Genomic DNA, 16,048 nt, shown 5'->3' with positions numbered 1-16,048 from the left:
TGCTCGCCTGTTGACCGCGCGAAAACAAGCGCGGCAACCGATCCTTCAAAAACCGCCCGCGGCCTCCTGGCACAGCTGGCTGGCCAACATGCCCAGGGTCATCAGTGCCCGCTCGGCCTCACGATTCCACGGGGTACCGCAGTTGAGGCGAATGCAGTGGTTGAACTGCTCCGTATTACTGAAGATCAGCCCCGGCGCGATACTGATGCCCTGCTGCAATGCCCGGACATGCAATTCCTGGGTATTGACCCGCCCCGGCAGGCTGACCCAGAGAATGAAACCGCCGTTCGGACGGGTAATCTGCGTGCCTTCCGGGAAGTACTGCTGCACCGCCAGCTGAAAGGCGCTGAGGTTCTTGCGGTACTCCTGACGGATGAAGCGCAGATGCCGGTCGTAACCGCCGTTCTCCAGATAGGCCGCGACACCCATCTGGGTGACGCTGCAGGCCGAGTGGGTGCTGAAGGTCTGCAAGCGCTGGATTTCCTGCTGGTACTTGCCGGCAATCATCCAGCCGATGCGCACGCCGGGTGACAGGGTCTTGGAAAAACTCGAGCAGTAGATCACCCGATCCAGCCGGTCATAGGCTTTCAGCGCCTTGGTACGACCGACCTCGAACATCAGTTCGCCGTAGATATCGTCCTCGACCACCTGGATATCGAAATCCGAGGCCAGGCGCAGCAATTGTTTTTGCCGCTCTTCCGGCATGGTGCCGCCCAGTGGATTGCTCAGGCGCGTGGTCAGCACCAGGGCCTTGATCGACCATTGGTTGGCCGCCAGTTGCAGCGCCTCCAGGCTCATGCCGGTGGAAGGGTCACTGGGAATCTCGATGACCTTGAGCCCGAGCAGGTCGGCCAGTTGCAACAGGCCGTAGTAAGTCGGCGACTCCGCGGCGATCAGGTCGCCCGGGCGGGTCAGCACGCGCAACGACATCTGCAGGGCGTCCACGCAGCCGTGGGTGATCACCACTTCGGACGGATCGACCACCACGCCGGCGTCGCGCATGCGAATCGCCACCTGGCGGCGCAACGGCTCGAAACCGGGGCTGAACATGTAGCTGAAGGCGCGCGGACTATGGAAACGGGTGACCTTGGCCAGTTGCTGGTGCAACGCCCGCACCGGCAGGTAATCGACGCTCGGCACCGCAGCGCCCAGCGGAAACACGCCTTCACGGCGCGATTCCACCAGTACCTGATGAATGATGCTGCTGCGCGTCACCAGGCCCGGCCGTTCGACCCGGGCGATGTCCGGGGTCGGCGCGGTCAGCGCCGGAGTCTGGTGCACGTAATAACCCGACTGCGGACGGGCGCGGATCAGCCCCTGATCCTCGAGATTGGCGTAGGCCTGGAGCACCGTGGCATGGCTGACGTTGAGCTGGGAACTCATCTTGCGTACCGAAGGCACGCGCTCCCCGGGCTGGTACACACCACGACGGATATCTTCAGCCAGTTGCTGAGCGATACGTTGATAAAGCAAGAGATTGGTCATGACGCTGCACTCGATTTCACCGGCATTTTATTCTTGTAGATGACGATACCGGAACAGTTCATAAGTGTACTGGGACAGTTGCCACAATAGTCGACCGTACAGGGCAGTGTCAGCAAAAACTGTACTGTTTTGTGTGCCAATCGTCAGGCACAAAAAAACCCGGTTCCAAAGGGAACCGGGTTGTTTTGACCATCCGCGTCTTAGCGCGCGGCGCCCAGCTGGCCTTTCTCGTCAGAGAAGACGATTTCCACCCGACGGTTCTGAGCTCGCCCACGTTCCGAGGCATTGGCCTCGACCGGGTACTCGTCACCATAACCTTCGACCTGGACCCGTTTCTCCTCGACCCCCAGGTCCACCAGGATATCGGCCACGGCCTGTGCGCGGTCGCGGGACAGTTCCAGATTGCTCTGCTTGTCGCCGGTGTTGTCCGTGTAGCCCTCGATCCGCACCACGCGCTTGGGGTTCAGCTGGAGAAACTGCACGACCTTGAGCACAGTGCGGTTGGCCGAGCTTTTCAACTCCGCTTCTCCAGTGTCGAACAGCACATCGCCCAGGGTCATCACCAGCCCGCGATCAGTCTGGGTCGTGGCCAGGTTGATGATCTGCTCCTCCAGCCACTTGCCCTGCTGCTGCACGCTCAGCAGCTTGGCCTCGCGCAGGGCCAGTTGCAGGCGCTGGCGTTCGAGCTCGAGCTTGGCCGCCTGCTCCTGGTTCAGCGCCTGGTTGGTGTGCTCGCGGGCGATTTCGCTGTAGCGCTGGCTGAGGTAGGCGTAATGCACCACATCCGAACCGCTGCCCCAGTAGCTGGACAGACGATCGGCCCGGGCCAGGGACTCACCGGCACGGATCACATCTTTGGGCGCGATACGCAGCACGTTGGAGTCTTCCTTGACCTTCTGGAAGTCCTCGCTGGCCTGTTCCAGCGCTGCTTCGCTGCGCTGCCCGGCACAGCCGTAGAGACCGGTGCAGGCGATCAACAGGGCGCCACCCAATACTCGAGTCATACGATTCATTGGGCATCTCCCAACTGCTTGCGCAGGCGAGTGATGCGGGTCTGGATCAGATTCAGCTGTTCCTGGCTTTTCAGGGTCAGGACTCGCGCCTCGGCCAGGCGCGCGTCCAGTTCCGCCTGTTCGGCACGCATGCGCGCGTGCTTGAACGACTCTTCCTGCATGTTGCGTTGGGCACGGGCGAACTTGTCCTCGGCCAGTTTCATTTCCGGCACATCCTCTGCCGTGGCCCCCACGGCCTTGGCCTGGGCCAGGGTTTGTTCGGTCAGGCGCATTTGTTCATTCGGCGCCGGATCGGCTGCGCAACCCACCAGAGCCAGGACGGCCAGGGCAGCGAAAAGAGGTCGAATACTCACTAGAAATCCCTACTGTTTGGGGGTGCTGACAGGTTGCTGCAGCTGTGCCTTCCACCGCTCGAGATTGCGCTGCAGCACGGCTTCCGTCAGACCGGACGCGGGCAATTCTGTCATCTTTTTCGCCAACTGTCCGCGCAACCATGGGTCATTGCAGGCGGAGTTGTGCGAGACGGCCAGGAACAGGCCGGGTTTGTCGGCGGGTTGTTCAAAGGCCAGCAGATCGTTGGCCATGCCCAGCGACTGGGCCAGGGCCATGCCGGCGTAGCGTCCGGCCAGTACGTACTCCACCTCCCCCAGCAGCAGTTTCTGGAACGCCTGGGTCAGATTCGGCATGCGGGTCAGGCTCAATTGGTCCTTGGCGAAGGCCTCGAAGGACGACGTCAGGCGCGCCCTTTCCGACACTGCGCCGGTATGCCCATGCAGGTCCGACGGCTGGCTGTAGCTCAGAGTCGAGCCCTTGCGGGTCCAGACCAGGAAATCGTTCTCCAGCAGCGGCGGATGAATGTAGTCCAGCGCTTCCAGCTCATTCACCGTCAGCGGTGCGTCGGCCAGCATGTCCATGCGCCCGCTGCGCACTTCATCCAGGGCGGCGGAGCGTTTGCCGGCATACAACAACTCGATCTTGATCCCCAGCTCCTGCGCCACGTGCTGCAGCAGTTCGGCGCTGGCGCCAATCAGGTGGCTGGGGTCCTGCGGGTCGCGCCACAGATACGGCGGGGCATCCGGACTGCCGGTCACCACCAGGCGTTCGCACTTGCCGGCGGCCATCGACGGCAACGGCATCAATGTCAGGCCCAGCAGCACTGACAGGCCACCCAGGCGGCGCAGATCCATGGCGAAATTCTCCCACTCACATCCCAGACAATAAAAAAGCCCGGCCAAAAGACCGGGCTCTTTATAAGTGAAGCCGCTGGATTAGACCAGCTTCTCCAGCTCAGGTACGGCTTCGAACAAGTCCGCCACCAGGCCGTAATCGGCCACCTGGAAGATCGGCGCTTCTTCGTCCTTGTTGATCGCAACGATCACCTTGGAGTCCTTCATGCCGGCCAGGTGCTGGATCGCGCCGGAGATACCGACGGCGATGTACAACTGTGGCGCAACGATCTTGCCGGTCTGGCCAACCTGCATGTCGTTGGGTACGAAACCTGCGTCGACCGCGGCGCGTGAAGCACCCACGGCGGCGCCCAGCTTGTCGGCCAGGGCGTACAGGTGTTTGAAGTTGTCGCCGTTCTGCATGCCGCGGCCGCCGGAAATGACGATCTTGGCAGCGGTCAGTTCAGGACGGTCGGACTTGGCCAGCTCTTCGCCAACAAAGCTCGATTTGCCGGCATCGTGAGCGGCAGCAACCGCTTCGACAGCGGCCGAACCGCCTTCGGCGGCAACCGGGTCGAAACCGGTGGCGCGCACGGTGATGACTTTCACGGCGGCGTTCGATTGCACGGTGGCGATGGCGTTACCGGCATAGATCGGGCGCTTGAAGGTGTCGGCGCTTTCTACCGAGATGATCTCGGAGATCTGGTCGACGTCCAGTTGCGCGGCAACCCGCGGCAGGATGTTTTTGCCGTTGGAAGTGGCGGCAGCCAGGATGTGGCTGTAACCCTTGCCCAGCTCTGCTACCAGAGGGGCAACGTTTTCCGGCAGTTGATGCGCGTAGGCAGCGTTGTCAGCGGACAGGACTTTGCTCACGCCAGCGATTTTCGCAGCGGCGTCAGCCACGGCGCCAGCGCCTTGACCTGCAACCAGAACATGGATATCACCGCCGATCTTGGCGGCAGCAGCCACTGTGTTCAGCGTGGCCGGGGCCAGTACTTTGTTGTCGTGTTCAGCAATAACCAAGATAGTCATTTAGATTACCTTCGCTTCGTTTTTCAGTTTCTCGACCAGTTCAGCGACCGACTTGACCTTGATACCCGCGCTGCGTGCAGCCGGCGCTTCGACTTTCAGGGTCTTGTTGGTAGAGGCGGTGGAAACGCCCAAAGCATCAGGAGTCAGCACTTCAAGCGGCTTCTTCTTGGCTTTCATGATGTTTGGCAGGGACGCGTAGCGCGGCTCGTTCAAACGCAGGTCGGTGGTGACGATCGCCGGCAGGTTCAGCGAAACGGTTTGCAGGCCGCCGTCGATTTCACGGGTCACGGCAACCTTGTCGCCCGACACTTCGACCTTGGAGGCGAAGGTGCCTTGAGCGTAACCGCTCAGGGCAGCCAGCATCTGGCCGGTCTGGTTATTGTCGCTGTCGATGGCTTGCTTGCCAAGGATCACCAACTGAGGCTGCTCCTTGTCGACCACAGCCTTGAGCAGCTTGGCCACGGCCAGGGAGTTCAGTTCATCAGCGGATTCGACGAGGATGGCGCGATCGGCACCCAGCGCCAGGGCGGTACGCAGTTGCTCTTGAGCAGTAGCGGGACCGATGGAGACGACGACGATTTCAGTCGCCACGCCTTTTTCTTTCAGGCGTACGGCTTCTTCCACTGCGATTTCGCAGAAAGGGTTCATCGACATCTTGACGTTGGCGAGGTCGACGCCGGAATTGTCCGCCTTGACGCGAACCTTGACGTTGTAATCGACAACGCGTTTGACAGCTACAAGAACCTTCATGGATTCCTCGTTACTCTCCGGTGAAAAGAAAGTCGCCTAGGCGAACCTGGCGGTTGATGCTCATCGGGCACAAGGGCACCTCTAAAAACGCTGGCATTGCCCCTTGGGACAGCAGACAGATGACCCTGCTCACGGGATGATGACCGTTCGTCAGTAGCGACTGGCCGGTCATTCTTTATCGCGGCGTGTAAACTGCGCGTTGCGTCACCTTGTACTGCTTTCGCCCTGTCTTTAGAGGTGCTCTTGAAACCAACAGTCAGCCTACGGCGAGCGCAAAACCGACCGTATCTTGACCGGAACGCCTATTCTGGTCAATACGCCAAAATGGCCAGTCATAAGCCGCGCTTCTTTGATTTACATGGGCTGCAGCAAATTCAAACAAACGTTTGTATTGGACGCTAAGAGTGGTGTAGATATAATGCGCCGCCTAGAGATAAAGGCGAGTCGTTCATTGTCCCCTCCCCTGTTTGGCGGAGAAAACCATCGATGCGACACCCAACCTCCAATTAGAAAAAAACCGTTGAGCCTTGAGTAGGAGATAGCCTAGTGGAACGCGAATACATGGAATTCGACGTGGTCATCGTCGGTGCCGGCCCCGCTGGCTTGTCCGCCGCCTGCCGACTGAAGCAGAAGGCCGCCGAAGCCGGTAAGGAAATCAGCGTCTGCGTGGTCGAGAAAGGCTCCGAAGTCGGTGCTCACATTCTTTCCGGCGCCGTGTTCGAACCGCGCGCCCTGAACGAGTTGTTCCCGGACTGGAAGGAACTCGGCGCCCCGCTGAACACCCCGGTCCAGCGCGATGACATCTATGTCCTGAAAAACGCCGACAGCGCGACCAAAGTCCCTGACTTCTTTGTGCCCAAGACCATGCACAACGAAGGCAACTACATCATCTCCCTGGGCAACCTGTGCCGCTGGCTGGCCCAGCAGGCCGAGAACCTGGGCGTGGAAATCTACCCGGGCTTTGCCGCCCAGGAAGCGCTGTTCGACGAGAACGGCGTGGTCCGCGGGATCATCACCGGCGACCTGGGTGTCGACCGCGAAGGCAATCCGAAGGAAGGCCTGTACACCCCCGGCATGGAACTGCGTGGCAAGTACACCCTGTTCGCCGAAGGCTGCCGTGGCCACATCGGCAAGCAGTTGATCAAGCGCTTCAACCTGGACAGTGACGCCGACGCCCAGCACTACGGCATCGGCCTCAAGGAAATCTGGGAAGTCGACCCGGCCAAGCACCAACCTGGCCTGGTGGTCCATACCGCCGGCTGGCCGCTGGACATCATGGGCACCGAGAACACCGGCGGCTCCTTCCTTTATCACCTGGAAAACAACCAGGTGGTGGTCGGCCTGATCGTCGACCTGTCCTACAGCAACACCTACCTGTCGCCGTTCGACGAATTCCAGCGCCTCAAGCATCACCCGGTGCTCAAGCAGTACCTGGAAGGCGGCAAGCGCGTCAGCTACGGCGCACGGGCCATCTGCAAAGGCGGCCTGAACTCGCTGCCGAAGATGGTGTTCAAGGGCGGCGCGCTGATCGGTTGCGACCTGGGCACCCTGAACTTCGCCAAGATCAAGGGCAGCCACACCGCCATGAAGTCCGGCATGCTCGCCGCTGACGCCGTGGCCGATGCGCTGTTCGCCGGTTCCGAAGGCGCCGACGAGCTGAACACCTATGTAGAAGCGTTCAAGTCCAGCTGGCTGTATGAAGAACTGTTCGCCAGCCGCAACTTCGGCCCGGCGATCCACAAGTACGGCGCCATCGTCGGCGGCGGTTTCAACTGGGTCGACCAGAACATCTTCGGCGGCAAGCTGCCGTTCACCCTGCACGACACCAAGCCGGACTACGCCTGCCTGAAGCTAGCGGCGGACTGCAAGAAGATCGACTACCCGAAACCGGACGGCAAGCTCAGCTTCGACAAACTCAGCTCGGTGTTCATCTCGGGTACCAACCATGAAGAAGAACAGCCTTGCCACCTGAAGCTGACCGATCCGAGCATCCCGATCGGCAAGAACCTGCCGCTGTACGACGAGCCTGCTCAACGCTACTGCCCGGCCGGGGTGTATGAAGTGATCACCAAGGAAGACGGCGAGAAGCGCTTCCAGATCAATGCCCAGAACTGCGTGCACTGCAAGACCTGCGACATCAAGGACCCGGCGCAGAACATCACCTGGGTCGCGCCGGAAGGCGCGGGCGGCCCGACTTACCCGAACATGTAAGGCGTCCGCTGGAAGAAAAAAGGCTCCCGAACGGGGGCCTTTTTTATTGCCCGCGCCACTGCCTCGCTTCTGTAGGAGCACAGCTTGCGTGCGATGAAATCACTGTGGTGCGTCTGCCGGACTGCGTCGCAATTCATCGCGGGCAAGCCTCGCTCCTACAGAGGAGTGTCGCTCCACGCCGTCAGGCTGCCCGCTCATCCCCAGGATTGCGCTCGAAGTAGCGCTTGTATTCGCGGCTGAATTGCGAGGTGCTCTGGTAACCCACCCGGTGCGCCACCTGGGCCACGCCCAGCCCTTCCCCCAGCAGCAACTGCTGCGCCTTGAGCAAGCGCAGGCGCTTGAGGTACTGCACCGGCGACAGCAGCGTGCTGCGCTTGAAGTGCTCATGGAAAGTCGAGGCGCTCATGTTCGCGCAACGGGCCAGGGTCTCGACGTTCAGCGGCTCGGTGTAATGCTCGTGCAAGTGATTGAGCGAGGCGGAAATCCGCGCGAACTGCCCGTGCTGCTCCACCAGCGCGCGCAGCACATCGGCCTGCGGCCCGCGCAAGACGGTGAACATCAACTCGCGCAAACGCGCCTGGCCCATGACCTTGCACTCCAGAGGATCGTGCAGGCAGCGCAGCAGGCGCTCCACGCAACCGCGCATGGTGTCGTCGAGCACCACCGAGGTCATGGACTCCGGGGTCTGCGCCTGGGCACTGCGCCCCGCGGCAACGCCCATCGCCAGCACCAGCTCGCCCAACAACGCCCGGTCAAGGGCGATGGACACCCCGAGCAACGGCGCATCGGGCATGGCGAAGGTCTCGCACTCGAAAGGCACCGACAGCGCCTGGATCAGGTAATGCCCGGCGCCGTACTCCAGGGTCCGCGGGCCCAGGTACGCCAGTTTGCTGCCCTGGACGATGATCATCAGGCTCGGCTCATAGATCTGCGGGCCGCGAGCCACATCGCAACTGGCCCGCAGCACCATGACCCCGGGCAGCTCCGTGGGAACGAAACCGTCGCGGGTCGCAAGGGGCTGGATCAGGGACACCAGGGTGGCGTTGGCATCGAGATGACGGGTCAACAACATGGGGAAAACTTCACGGAAAAAGGGATGAAAACATCATCGCAGGTCTGAACGCCAATGCCGTGCGCAAATGGCCGATGGCGGAGGAATAGGCATGACATGCCGAGGAATCGCCATGTTCGCGCCAGGCAGCGGCGCCGAGAATGGCCCGCCTCACCTGTCAGTGCTTTTGCGAGGTTCATCATGTACACAGCCATCGGTTACGCCGCCCAGTCCGCCACCACGCCCCTCGCCCCCATGAGCTTTCAGCGACGCAGCCCGCGCCCCGACGACGTGGCCATCGAGATTCTCTACTGCGGCGTCTGCCACTCCGATATCCACCAGGCCCGCAATGAATGGGGCATCGCCGTGTACCCGCTGATGCCGGGCCACGAGATCGTCGGCAAGGTCACCGCCGTCGGTGCCCAAGTGACCAGACACAAGATCGGCGACCTGGTCGGCGTCGGCTGCATGGTCGACTCCTGCCGGCGTTGCGAAGCCTGCGCCGCCAACCTGGAGCAATACTGCCTGGAAGGCCCGACCATGACCTACGCCACCCCGGACCGGGTCGACGGCAGCAACACCATGGGCGGCTACTCCGACAGCATCGTGGTCAGCGAGCATTTTGTCGTGCGTATCCCCGAGAAACTCGATCTGGCCAGCGCCGCGCCGATCCTCTGCGCGGGCATCACCACCTACTCGCCGCTCAAGCATTACGGGGTGAAGGCCGGCGACAAGGTAGGCATTCTCGGCATGGGCGGCCTGGGCCACATGGGCATCAAGTTCGCCAAGGCCCTGGGCGCAGAAGTGACCCTGTTCACCCGTTCGGCGAGCAAGGCCGAGGAAGGTCGTCGCCAGGGCGCCGATCATGTGATCGTCTCCACCGATGCCGAGCAGATGAAAGCCGCGGCCGGCCATTTCGACTTTCTGCTGGACACCATCCCGGTGCAGCACGACCTCAACCCCTACCTGGATACCCTGCGTTTTGACGGCGTACACATCCTGGTCGGCCTGATCGAACCGGTGGACCCGCCCGTGCACGCGGCCAAGCTGGTGCTGGGCCGTCGCGTGCTGGCCGGCTCGCTGATCGGTGGCATCGCCGAAACCCAGGAAGTGCTGGATTTCTGCGCCGAGCACAACATCACCTGCGACATCGAAATGCTCGACATCCGCCAGATCAACGAGGCTTACGCGCGGATGATCGCCGGCGATGTGAAGTACCGCTTCGTCATCGACATGGCGACCCTCAAGCAATAAGCACAATCTTGTAGGAGTCCGGCTTGCCGGCGATACGGACGCAGCGGTACATCAGGTACACCGCCTCGCGGGCAAACCTCGCTCCTACAGAGGAATTAAGTCAGCCGCCGAGTTCGGCGGAGATGCCAGCGGCGGCCTGCCTGATCACCGGGATCAGCTCGGCCATCTTCTCCAGCGGCATGTACGGCACGGTGCTGGCGATACTGATGCCGGCGACGATCTTGCCGCTGGCATCGCGGACTGGCGCCGCCACGCAACGGATCGATGGTTCGTTGTCCTCCAGGTCGAAGGCATAACCGCCCGCCACATATTCCTGCATGCGCTGCTGGAACTGCTCCCAGGTCGGCTCTTCATGCTGTGGCCAGAGCGCATTCCTGCCCCCCGCTGGCAGGCTCACTTCATATAGGCGCTGCCACTCTTGCGGCGAGCTATCGAGCAGCAGCGCCTTGCCGATTCCGGTGCGCGCCAGCGGCATGCGATGGCCGACCCGCGAGCGCATTTCCGGGCCGTTGCGCCCCGGGTTCTTGTGCAGGTACAGCACATCGTCGTCTTCGCGGATCGCCAGGTGAATGGTGTCACCGGTCAACGCCGACAGCTCATCGAGGAATGGCCTGGCCAGGGTCACCAACGGCAAGGCTTCGCGGGCCTGGAAACCCAGCTCGATCAGCTTCGGCCCCAGCAGGTAGCCGACCTGCGGCACCACCCTCAGGTAACGCTCGTCCACCAGGCAACTGGCCAGGCGATGGGTGGTGCTGCGGGTGGTACCGATCAGCCGGGCGATTTCCTTGAGGTCGCGGGCGCCGCTGGCCACGGCCTGCACCACCGCCAGGCCGCGGAGCAATGTCTGGGTACCGGTGGGGGCGGTATCCTTGGCGGTCTTTGCTGCGTCGTCCTGCATATCCAGCCTTTTGAGGGTGAGAACGGGCGGCATTATGGTCGCCCGCCCCCTGCCACTACAACTCGATACGCTCGACCTTGCCCACCAGCAGCACGTAGGACAAGGCCCCCGCCAGCGCCAGCACGGCAATGTAGGTAATGGCCGGGGCAAAGGAGTCGCCGCTGGCCAGGAAACCGATGACGATCGGCGTGGCAATCGCCGACAGGTTGCCGATGAAGTTGAACACCCCGCCGGTCAGGCCCAGCAACCGTGCCGGCGCCAGGGTCGAGACCAGCGACCAGGTAATCGAGGCCAGGCCGTTGCCAAAGAATGCCAGCGCCAGGAAGGCGATCACCAGCGGCGTCGACTCGACGAAATTGGCGCCGATGATCGAGGTGGAAATCAGCAGCCCGCCAATGATCGGCAGCTTGCGGGCAAAACCCACCGAGGCGCCACGCCGGATCAGCCAGTCAGAGAAGAACCCGGAACACAGCACGCCGACAAAGGCCGCGAGGAACGGCAGCGACGCCAGCAGGCCGGACTTGATGAAATCCATGCCGCGGTACTTCACCAGGTAAGTGGGGAACCATGTGAGGAAAAACCACAGGGTCGAATTGAGGCAGAACTGCCCCAGATAAATACCCCACAGCTTGCGCTTGCTCAGGACAATCCCCAGGTCCGTCCAGCTGAAACGCGCCTTGCTCTTGGCCGTCTCGCGCTGGATATCCACCAGGCCGCCGCCCTGGCGGATCAGGTCGATTTCCGCCGGGTTGGCGCCCTTGAAATCCCGTGGTTCGCGATACACCGCGTACCAGATCGCCGCCCACAGAATGCCCACCGCGCCGGTGACGACAAACACCATCTGCCAGCCAAAGGCATGCTGCAACCAGGCCAGCACCGGGGTGAGAAAGGCCAGCCCGACAAATTGCCCGGAGGTGTAAAAGCCGATCGCCGTGGCACGTTCGCGCTCGGGAAACCAGGTGGTCACCACCCGGCTGTTGATCGGATAGGCCGGCGCCTCCAGCGCGCCCACTGCCATGCGCAGGACGAACAGGGCGATAAAGCTGGCGGCGAAACCGAGCATCACCGTCGCCAGCGACCACAGCAGCAGCGCCGCGGTGTAGAGAATGCGTGGCGGTATCCGGTCCACCAGCCAGCCACCGGGGATCTGCATGGCGGCGTAGGTCCAGCCGAAGGCCGAGAAAATCAGCCCGACGTGGATCGGGTCGATGCCCAGGTCGCTGGTCAGCGCCGGCGCGGCGATCGACAGGTTGCTGCGGTCCAGGTAGTTGATCACCACCGTGATGAACAACAGCAGCATGATGAAAAAACGCTTGCGGCTCGGCGCGACCAGCGACGCCTGCCCGGTGAAGGTTTCCGGTTGCATGGGAATGCCTCTTCTTATGGTTATTGAGGGCAATGCATAACCTGCGGGAGCGAGCCAGTTCGCTCCGGCGGGGAGAGATGAATCAACTCACCATTCGGCGAAGCTGCCGTCGGCGTGGCGCCAGATCGGATTGCGCCAGCGGTGGCCGATGGCCGCGCGCTCGATGACATATTCCTCGTTGATCTCGATGCCCAGGCCCGGGCCGTTGGGGATCTTCACCATGCCTTGCTGGTAGTCGAAGACGCGCGGGTCCTTGACGTAATCCAGCAGGTCGTTGCTTTCGTTGTAATGGATGCCCAGGCTCTGCTCCTGGATGAAGGCGTTGTAGCAGGCCGCGTCCAGTTGCAGGCAGGCGGCCAGGGCGATCGGCCCCAGCGGGCAATGCAGGGCCAGGGCCACGTCGTAGGCTTCGGCCATGTTGGCGATCTTGCGGGTCTCGGTGATGCCGCCGGCATGGGAAGCATCCGGCTGGATGATGTCAACGTAGCCTTCGCTGAGCACCCGCTTGAAATCCCAGCGCGAGAACAGCCGCTCGCCCAGGGCGATCGGCGTGTTGGTCAGCGGCGCCAGTTCCTTGAGGGCCTCGTAGTTTTCGCTGAGCACCGGTTCTTCGATAAACATCAGCTTGTAGGGATCGAGTTCCTTCATCAGCACCTTGGCCATGGGTTTGTGCACCCGGCCATGGAAGTCGACGCCGATCCCGACGTTGGGGCCGACTGCATCACGCACCGCGGCCACGTTGGCCAGGGCCAGGTCGACCTTGTCGAAGGTGTCGAGGAACTGCAGCTCCTCGGTGCCGTTCATCTTCACCGCGGTAAAACCACGCGCCACGGCCTCTTTGGCGGCGCGCGCGGTATCGGCCGGACGGTCGCCGCCGATCCACGAATAGACGCGAATCTTGTCCCGCACCTGGCCGCCCAGCAGGTCGCTGACCGACACGCCCAGGGCCTTGCCCTTGATGTCCCACAGTGCCTGGTCGATACCGGCCAGGGCACTCATGTGGATGGCGCCGCCGCGGTAGAAGCCGCCGCGGTAGAGCACGGTCCAGATGTCCTCGATATTGCGCGGGTCCTTGCCGATCAGGTAGTCGGCCAACTCGTCCACGGCGGCGGCCACCGTGTGCGCCCGCCCTTCGACCACGGGCTCGCCCCAGCCGGTGACCCCCTCGTCGGTATCGACCTTGAGAAAGCACCAGCGTGGCGGAACGATAAAGGTGGTCAGTTTGGTGATTTTCATCTGCTTGTCTCTCTTGTCGGATGCAGCGCCGATGGCGCAGAAAAAGTCTTAAGCCAGGGCGTTCCAGGCGGTGACATAGGCCTTGGCGCGAGTCGCCACCTCGGCTGCGCTCATCCCCGGCTTGAACAACCCGGAACCGAGGCCGAAGCCCTTGACCCCGGCGTCGACGAACACCTGCATGTTGTCCGGGGTGATCCCGCCCACCGGCAGCAGCACGCTGCCGGCCGGCAATACCGCGAGCCAGGCCTTGACCACCGCCGGACCCATCTGCTCGGCGGGGAACAGCTTGAGCACGTCGGCGCCTTCGGCCAGCGCGGCAAAGGCCTCGGTCGGCGTGGCCACGCCGGGGGACAGATACAGGCCGGCGGCCCTGGCCGCGCGCAGCACCCTGGGATCGCTGTGGGGCATGACGATCACCTGGCCGCCCGCGGCCTTGACCTGCTCGACCTGCTCCGGGGTCAGCACCGTGCCGGCGCCGATCAGGCAATCGGCAGGCACGGCGTCGCGCAGGATGCGGATGCTGTCGAAGGGCTGTGGAGAGTTGAGCGGCACCTCGATAACCCGAAACCCGGCCTGATACAGCACCTCGCCGATGGCCGCCGCTTCTTGCGGACGCAGCCCCCGGAGAATGGCGATCAGGCCGTTATGTACCAGTGCTTGCTTGAGCATGTCGGACCTCTTTTCAAGGGTGAGCGCAAGGGACGCGCGCCAGCAGCCCGGCCGCTTCAGCCAGGTGCCATAAACCGCGTTCGGTGGCCTGTTCGGCCAGGATTGCCCGGGGAAAACCACAGGCGGACAAGGCCCGGCTGTAACGGGCGCAAAGCTGGGAATTGCCGATCAGCACGATCGACGGCAATTGGTCGCTGTGGCGGCGGCGCCGCTGCACGGCGGCCAGTGCGCAAAGTTCGTGGCCGATCAGCAGGCCCGACAGATAGTCCGGCTGGGCGCGGCCGCTGAGTTCGCCGGTCAACCCCAGGCTGCGGGCGCTGAACAGGGTCGACAGCGGGCCGATCTCGCCCTCGGCGGAAAAGGCCACCTGCACGCCGCGGTCGAAGGCGTCGATAGCGAACGCCGCGCCACGCTCTTGGGTGCGGCCGAGAATGCTGTGTTGACTGAGCACGGCGAACAGCTCGCCGGTCATGAAGGTGTCGAAGTGCAGGATGCAACCATCGGCCACCTGCACCCATTTGGAATGACTGCCGGGCAGGCCGATCAGCACGTCGTCCCCTGCCCCGCCCGCCAGTTGCGGCAGCACACCCAGCACCTGGGTTTCTTCGCCCCGCATCACGTTCGGCAAGCGCGAACGCTGGATCACCCCCGGCACGATATGCACGTCCACCCCGCGCCGGCTGCGCAAGGTCACCAGGGCCTGTCCAAGCTGGGCGACATCCGCCGGAGTCTCGCAGTAACTGGCCTCGCACCAGCCCTGGGCACTGCCGACCATGCCGCAGGCAATCACCGGCAGCCCCGGCTGCGCGTCGAGCCAGTCGCCGCAGGCGTCGTCGAAGGCCAGTTCGAAACCGTCGTCGCAGCGCTGGCCGGCAATCATCCGCGCCACCTTCGGCAACTGCATGATCCCCGAGGTCAACGCGCGCAGTTCCAGCACCTGGCCGCCTGCTGCGAGTTTGTAAGCACGAAGGGAGGTGGTTCCCCAATCGAGCGCGATCAATTGCGCCTGCATCGCTTCACCTGTGAGTTGTTTTTGGCAGTGAGTGCGTAAGAGCTGATGGCGGCGACTATAAACCCGACCCAAATAAAATCTCAATATATAAATATCACTCCCATATTATGGGATTTATTGATTTGCATGAGAACAGGCCGCTGCTGTCTGGTTTTCATGGGAGCAGGCAGGCGTCGACCGCCTGTCCCCACAAGGGAACAGGAACCGGCAACGAGTGAGATCGGTTTTTGAGCCTGGGCAGTGAATGCGGGCCTAAGCCCGAAGGAAAACGACAGCCGCCCCGAGTACACGGGGCGGTCTTGGCAGCGAGGGATCTGGCAAGGAATCGCGAGCAACCGGATAGCGAGCGGTTGCCCCTACAGCGTTGACGATGGACTCAGCCTTGGGCGAACGCGCGCAGCACATCGCCATCCATGCGGTACCTCACCCACTCTTCCTGGGGCTGGGCGCCCAGGGATTTGTAGAACTGGATCGCCGGTTCGTTCCACTCCAGCACGCTCCACTCGAAGCGCCCGCAACCGTTGTCGCAGGCGATCCGCGCCAGGTGTCGCAGCAGTTGCTTGCCTGCGCCGCCGCCACGTTGTGCAGGGGTGATGTAGAGGTCTTCCAGGTACAGGCAGTTGCTGCCCAGCCAGGTGGAATAGCTGAAGAAAAACACCGCGAAACCGATCGGCATGCCATCGCGCAGGCAGATCAGGCCGTGGGCCGTGGCACCCTCGCTGAACAGGCTGCGCTCGATGTCGGCGACGCTGGCGATGACCTCATGGCGCGCGCGTTCGTAATCGGCCAACTCCCTGATGAAGGCAAGGATTTGCGGTGCATCGCTGGGCAGGGCTGGACGGATTTCGACGGACATCGGCGGGTCTCGGTTGGAAGGCAGGCGGCCATATTAGATCGACAGGGGA

The 16,048-nt window shown here is 62.7% G+C and carries 15 protein-coding genes; 2 read left to right on the top strand and 13 right to left on the bottom strand.

The annotated features are described in order from the left end of the window. Positions 1–45: 45 nt before the first annotated feature. The 6 genes from H0I86_RS09050 to H0I86_RS09025 all read right to left on the bottom strand — a co-directional run bounded on the left by H0I86_RS09050 (position 46) and on the right by H0I86_RS09025 (position 5,446). Positions 46–1,485: an aminotransferase-like domain-containing protein gene (locus H0I86_RS09050; RefSeq protein WP_009047866.1), complete on the bottom strand. Its 1,440-nt coding sequence runs from the start codon at positions 1,483–1,485 to the stop codon at positions 46–48. Between the two features lie 200 nt (positions 1,486–1,685). Further along, entirely contained in the window at positions 1,686–2,498 is an 813-nt protein-coding gene (locus H0I86_RS09045; RefSeq protein ID WP_180924758.1) for an OmpA family protein, read from the bottom strand. Then, positions 2,495–2,851: a DUF4398 domain-containing protein gene (locus tag H0I86_RS09040; RefSeq protein WP_180924757.1), complete on the bottom strand. Its 357-nt coding sequence runs from the start codon at positions 2,849–2,851 to the stop codon at positions 2,495–2,497. The genes H0I86_RS09045 and H0I86_RS09040 overlap by 4 nt, the downstream gene beginning before the upstream one ends. 9 nt (positions 2,852–2,860) lie before the next feature. Beyond that, positions 2,861–3,685: a substrate-binding periplasmic protein gene (locus H0I86_RS09035; protein WP_180924756.1), complete on the bottom strand. Its 825-nt coding sequence runs from the start codon at positions 3,683–3,685 to the stop codon at positions 2,861–2,863. 81 nt (positions 3,686–3,766) lie between these two features. Continuing rightward, positions 3,767–4,696, bottom strand: a complete 930-nt coding sequence (locus H0I86_RS09030; protein WP_038631151.1) for an electron transfer flavoprotein subunit alpha/FixB family protein — start codon at positions 4,694–4,696, stop codon at positions 3,767–3,769. Beyond that, positions 4,697–5,446, bottom strand: coding sequence for an electron transfer flavoprotein subunit beta/FixA family protein (locus H0I86_RS09025; RefSeq protein ID WP_007928126.1), 750 nt, complete (start codon positions 5,444–5,446; stop codon positions 4,697–4,699). 546 nt (positions 5,447–5,992) lie between these two features. Here H0I86_RS09025 and H0I86_RS09020 point away from each other — a divergent pair. Next, positions 5,993–7,657, top strand: coding sequence for an electron transfer flavoprotein-ubiquinone oxidoreductase (locus H0I86_RS09020; RefSeq protein ID WP_096373456.1), 1,665 nt, complete (start codon positions 5,993–5,995; stop codon positions 7,655–7,657). A 181-nt stretch (positions 7,658–7,838) separates the two neighbouring features. Here the strand turns inward: H0I86_RS09020 and H0I86_RS09015 are convergent, their stop codons facing one another. After that, positions 7,839–8,729: an AraC family transcriptional regulator gene (locus tag H0I86_RS09015; RefSeq protein WP_023968450.1), complete on the bottom strand. Its 891-nt coding sequence runs from the start codon at positions 8,727–8,729 to the stop codon at positions 7,839–7,841. A gap of 180 nt (positions 8,730–8,909) precedes the next feature. Between H0I86_RS09015 and H0I86_RS09010 the strand changes: the two genes are divergently transcribed. Further along, positions 8,910–9,962: an NAD(P)-dependent alcohol dehydrogenase gene (locus H0I86_RS09010; RefSeq protein WP_180924755.1), complete on the top strand. Its 1,053-nt coding sequence runs from the start codon at positions 8,910–8,912 to the stop codon at positions 9,960–9,962. Between the two features lie 100 nt (positions 9,963–10,062). Here H0I86_RS09010 and H0I86_RS09005 read toward each other — a convergent pair whose 3' ends face one another. The 6 genes from H0I86_RS09005 to H0I86_RS08980 form a co-directional block, all read right to left on the bottom strand. After that, a complete protein-coding gene (locus H0I86_RS09005) occupies positions 10,063–10,860 on the bottom strand; it encodes an IclR family transcriptional regulator (protein ID WP_180925808.1) in 798 nt (265 codons plus the stop codon). A 55-nt stretch (positions 10,861–10,915) separates the two neighbouring features. Further along, positions 10,916–12,226, bottom strand: coding sequence for an MFS transporter (locus H0I86_RS09000; protein ID WP_180924754.1), 1,311 nt, complete (start codon positions 12,224–12,226; stop codon positions 10,916–10,918). An 87-nt stretch (positions 12,227–12,313) separates the two neighbouring features. Continuing rightward, entirely contained in the window at positions 12,314–13,462 is a 1,149-nt protein-coding gene (gene dgoD / locus H0I86_RS08995) for a galactonate dehydratase (protein WP_180924753.1), read from the bottom strand. A 48-nt stretch (positions 13,463–13,510) separates the two neighbouring features. Next, positions 13,511–14,131 carry a 2-dehydro-3-deoxy-6-phosphogalactonate aldolase gene (locus H0I86_RS08990; RefSeq protein ID WP_180924752.1) on the bottom strand — a complete coding sequence of 207 codons (621 nt, stop codon included), beginning with the start codon at positions 14,129–14,131 and terminating at the stop codon, positions 13,511–13,513. Positions 14,132–14,144: 13 nt separating this feature from the next. Next, entirely contained in the window at positions 14,145–15,143 is a 999-nt protein-coding gene (locus H0I86_RS08985; protein ID WP_180924751.1) for a 2-dehydro-3-deoxygalactonokinase, read from the bottom strand. A gap of 376 nt (positions 15,144–15,519) precedes the next feature. Beyond that, positions 15,520–15,999 (bottom strand): GNAT family N-acetyltransferase, encoded by a 480-nt coding sequence (locus H0I86_RS08980; protein WP_180924750.1) that lies wholly within the window; start codon positions 15,997–15,999, stop codon positions 15,520–15,522. Positions 16,000–16,048 lie beyond the last annotated feature (49 nt).

The organism is Pseudomonas chlororaphis subsp. aurantiaca (genome assembly GCF_013466605.1).
Lineage (GTDB): Bacteria > Pseudomonadota > Gammaproteobacteria > Pseudomonadales > Pseudomonadaceae > Aquipseudomonas > Aquipseudomonas chlororaphis_I.
The sequence above is the reverse complement of the archived record's forward strand: the minus strand, read 5'-3'. Positions and strand labels throughout refer to the sequence as shown.

Bases quoted from the DNA above. Each gene is read 5' to 3' on its own strand.
- H0I86_RS09005 (WP_180925808.1), bottom strand. From the start codon at position 10,860: ATGCAGGACGACGCAGCAAAGACCGCCAAGGATACCGCCCCCACCGGT.
- dgoD (WP_180924753.1), bottom strand. From the start codon at position 13,462: ATGAAAATCACCAAACTGACCACCTTTATCGTTCCGCCACGCTGGTGC.
- H0I86_RS09035 (WP_180924756.1), bottom strand. From the start codon at position 3,685: ATGGATCTGCGCCGCCTGGGTGGCCTGTCAGTGCTGCTGGGCCTGACA.
- H0I86_RS09045 (WP_180924758.1), bottom strand. From the start codon at position 2,498: ATGAATCGTATGACTCGAGTATTGGGTGGCGCCCTGTTGATCGCCTGC.
- H0I86_RS09010 (WP_180924755.1), top strand. From the start codon at position 8,910: ATGTACACAGCCATCGGTTACGCCGCCCAGTCCGCCACCACGCCCCTC.
- H0I86_RS09025 (WP_007928126.1), bottom strand. From the start codon at position 5,446: ATGAAGGTTCTTGTAGCTGTCAAACGCGTTGTCGATTACAACGTCAAG.
- H0I86_RS08980 (WP_180924750.1), bottom strand. From the start codon at position 15,999: ATGTCCGTCGAAATCCGTCCAGCCCTGCCCAGCGATGCACCGCAAATC.
- H0I86_RS08990 (WP_180924752.1), bottom strand. From the start codon at position 14,131: ATGCTCAAGCAAGCACTGGTACATAACGGCCTGATCGCCATTCTCCGG.
- H0I86_RS09015 (WP_023968450.1), bottom strand. From the start codon at position 8,729: ATGTTGTTGACCCGTCATCTCGATGCCAACGCCACCCTGGTGTCCCTG.
- H0I86_RS08985 (WP_180924751.1), bottom strand. From the start codon at position 15,143: ATGCAGGCGCAATTGATCGCGCTCGATTGGGGAACCACCTCCCTTCGT.
- H0I86_RS09030 (WP_038631151.1), bottom strand. From the start codon at position 4,696: ATGACTATCTTGGTTATTGCTGAACACGACAACAAAGTACTGGCCCCG.
- H0I86_RS09000 (WP_180924754.1), bottom strand. From the start codon at position 12,226: ATGCAACCGGAAACCTTCACCGGGCAGGCGTCGCTGGTCGCGCCGAGC.
- H0I86_RS09050 (WP_009047866.1), bottom strand. From the start codon at position 1,485: ATGACCAATCTCTTGCTTTATCAACGTATCGCTCAGCAACTGGCTGAA.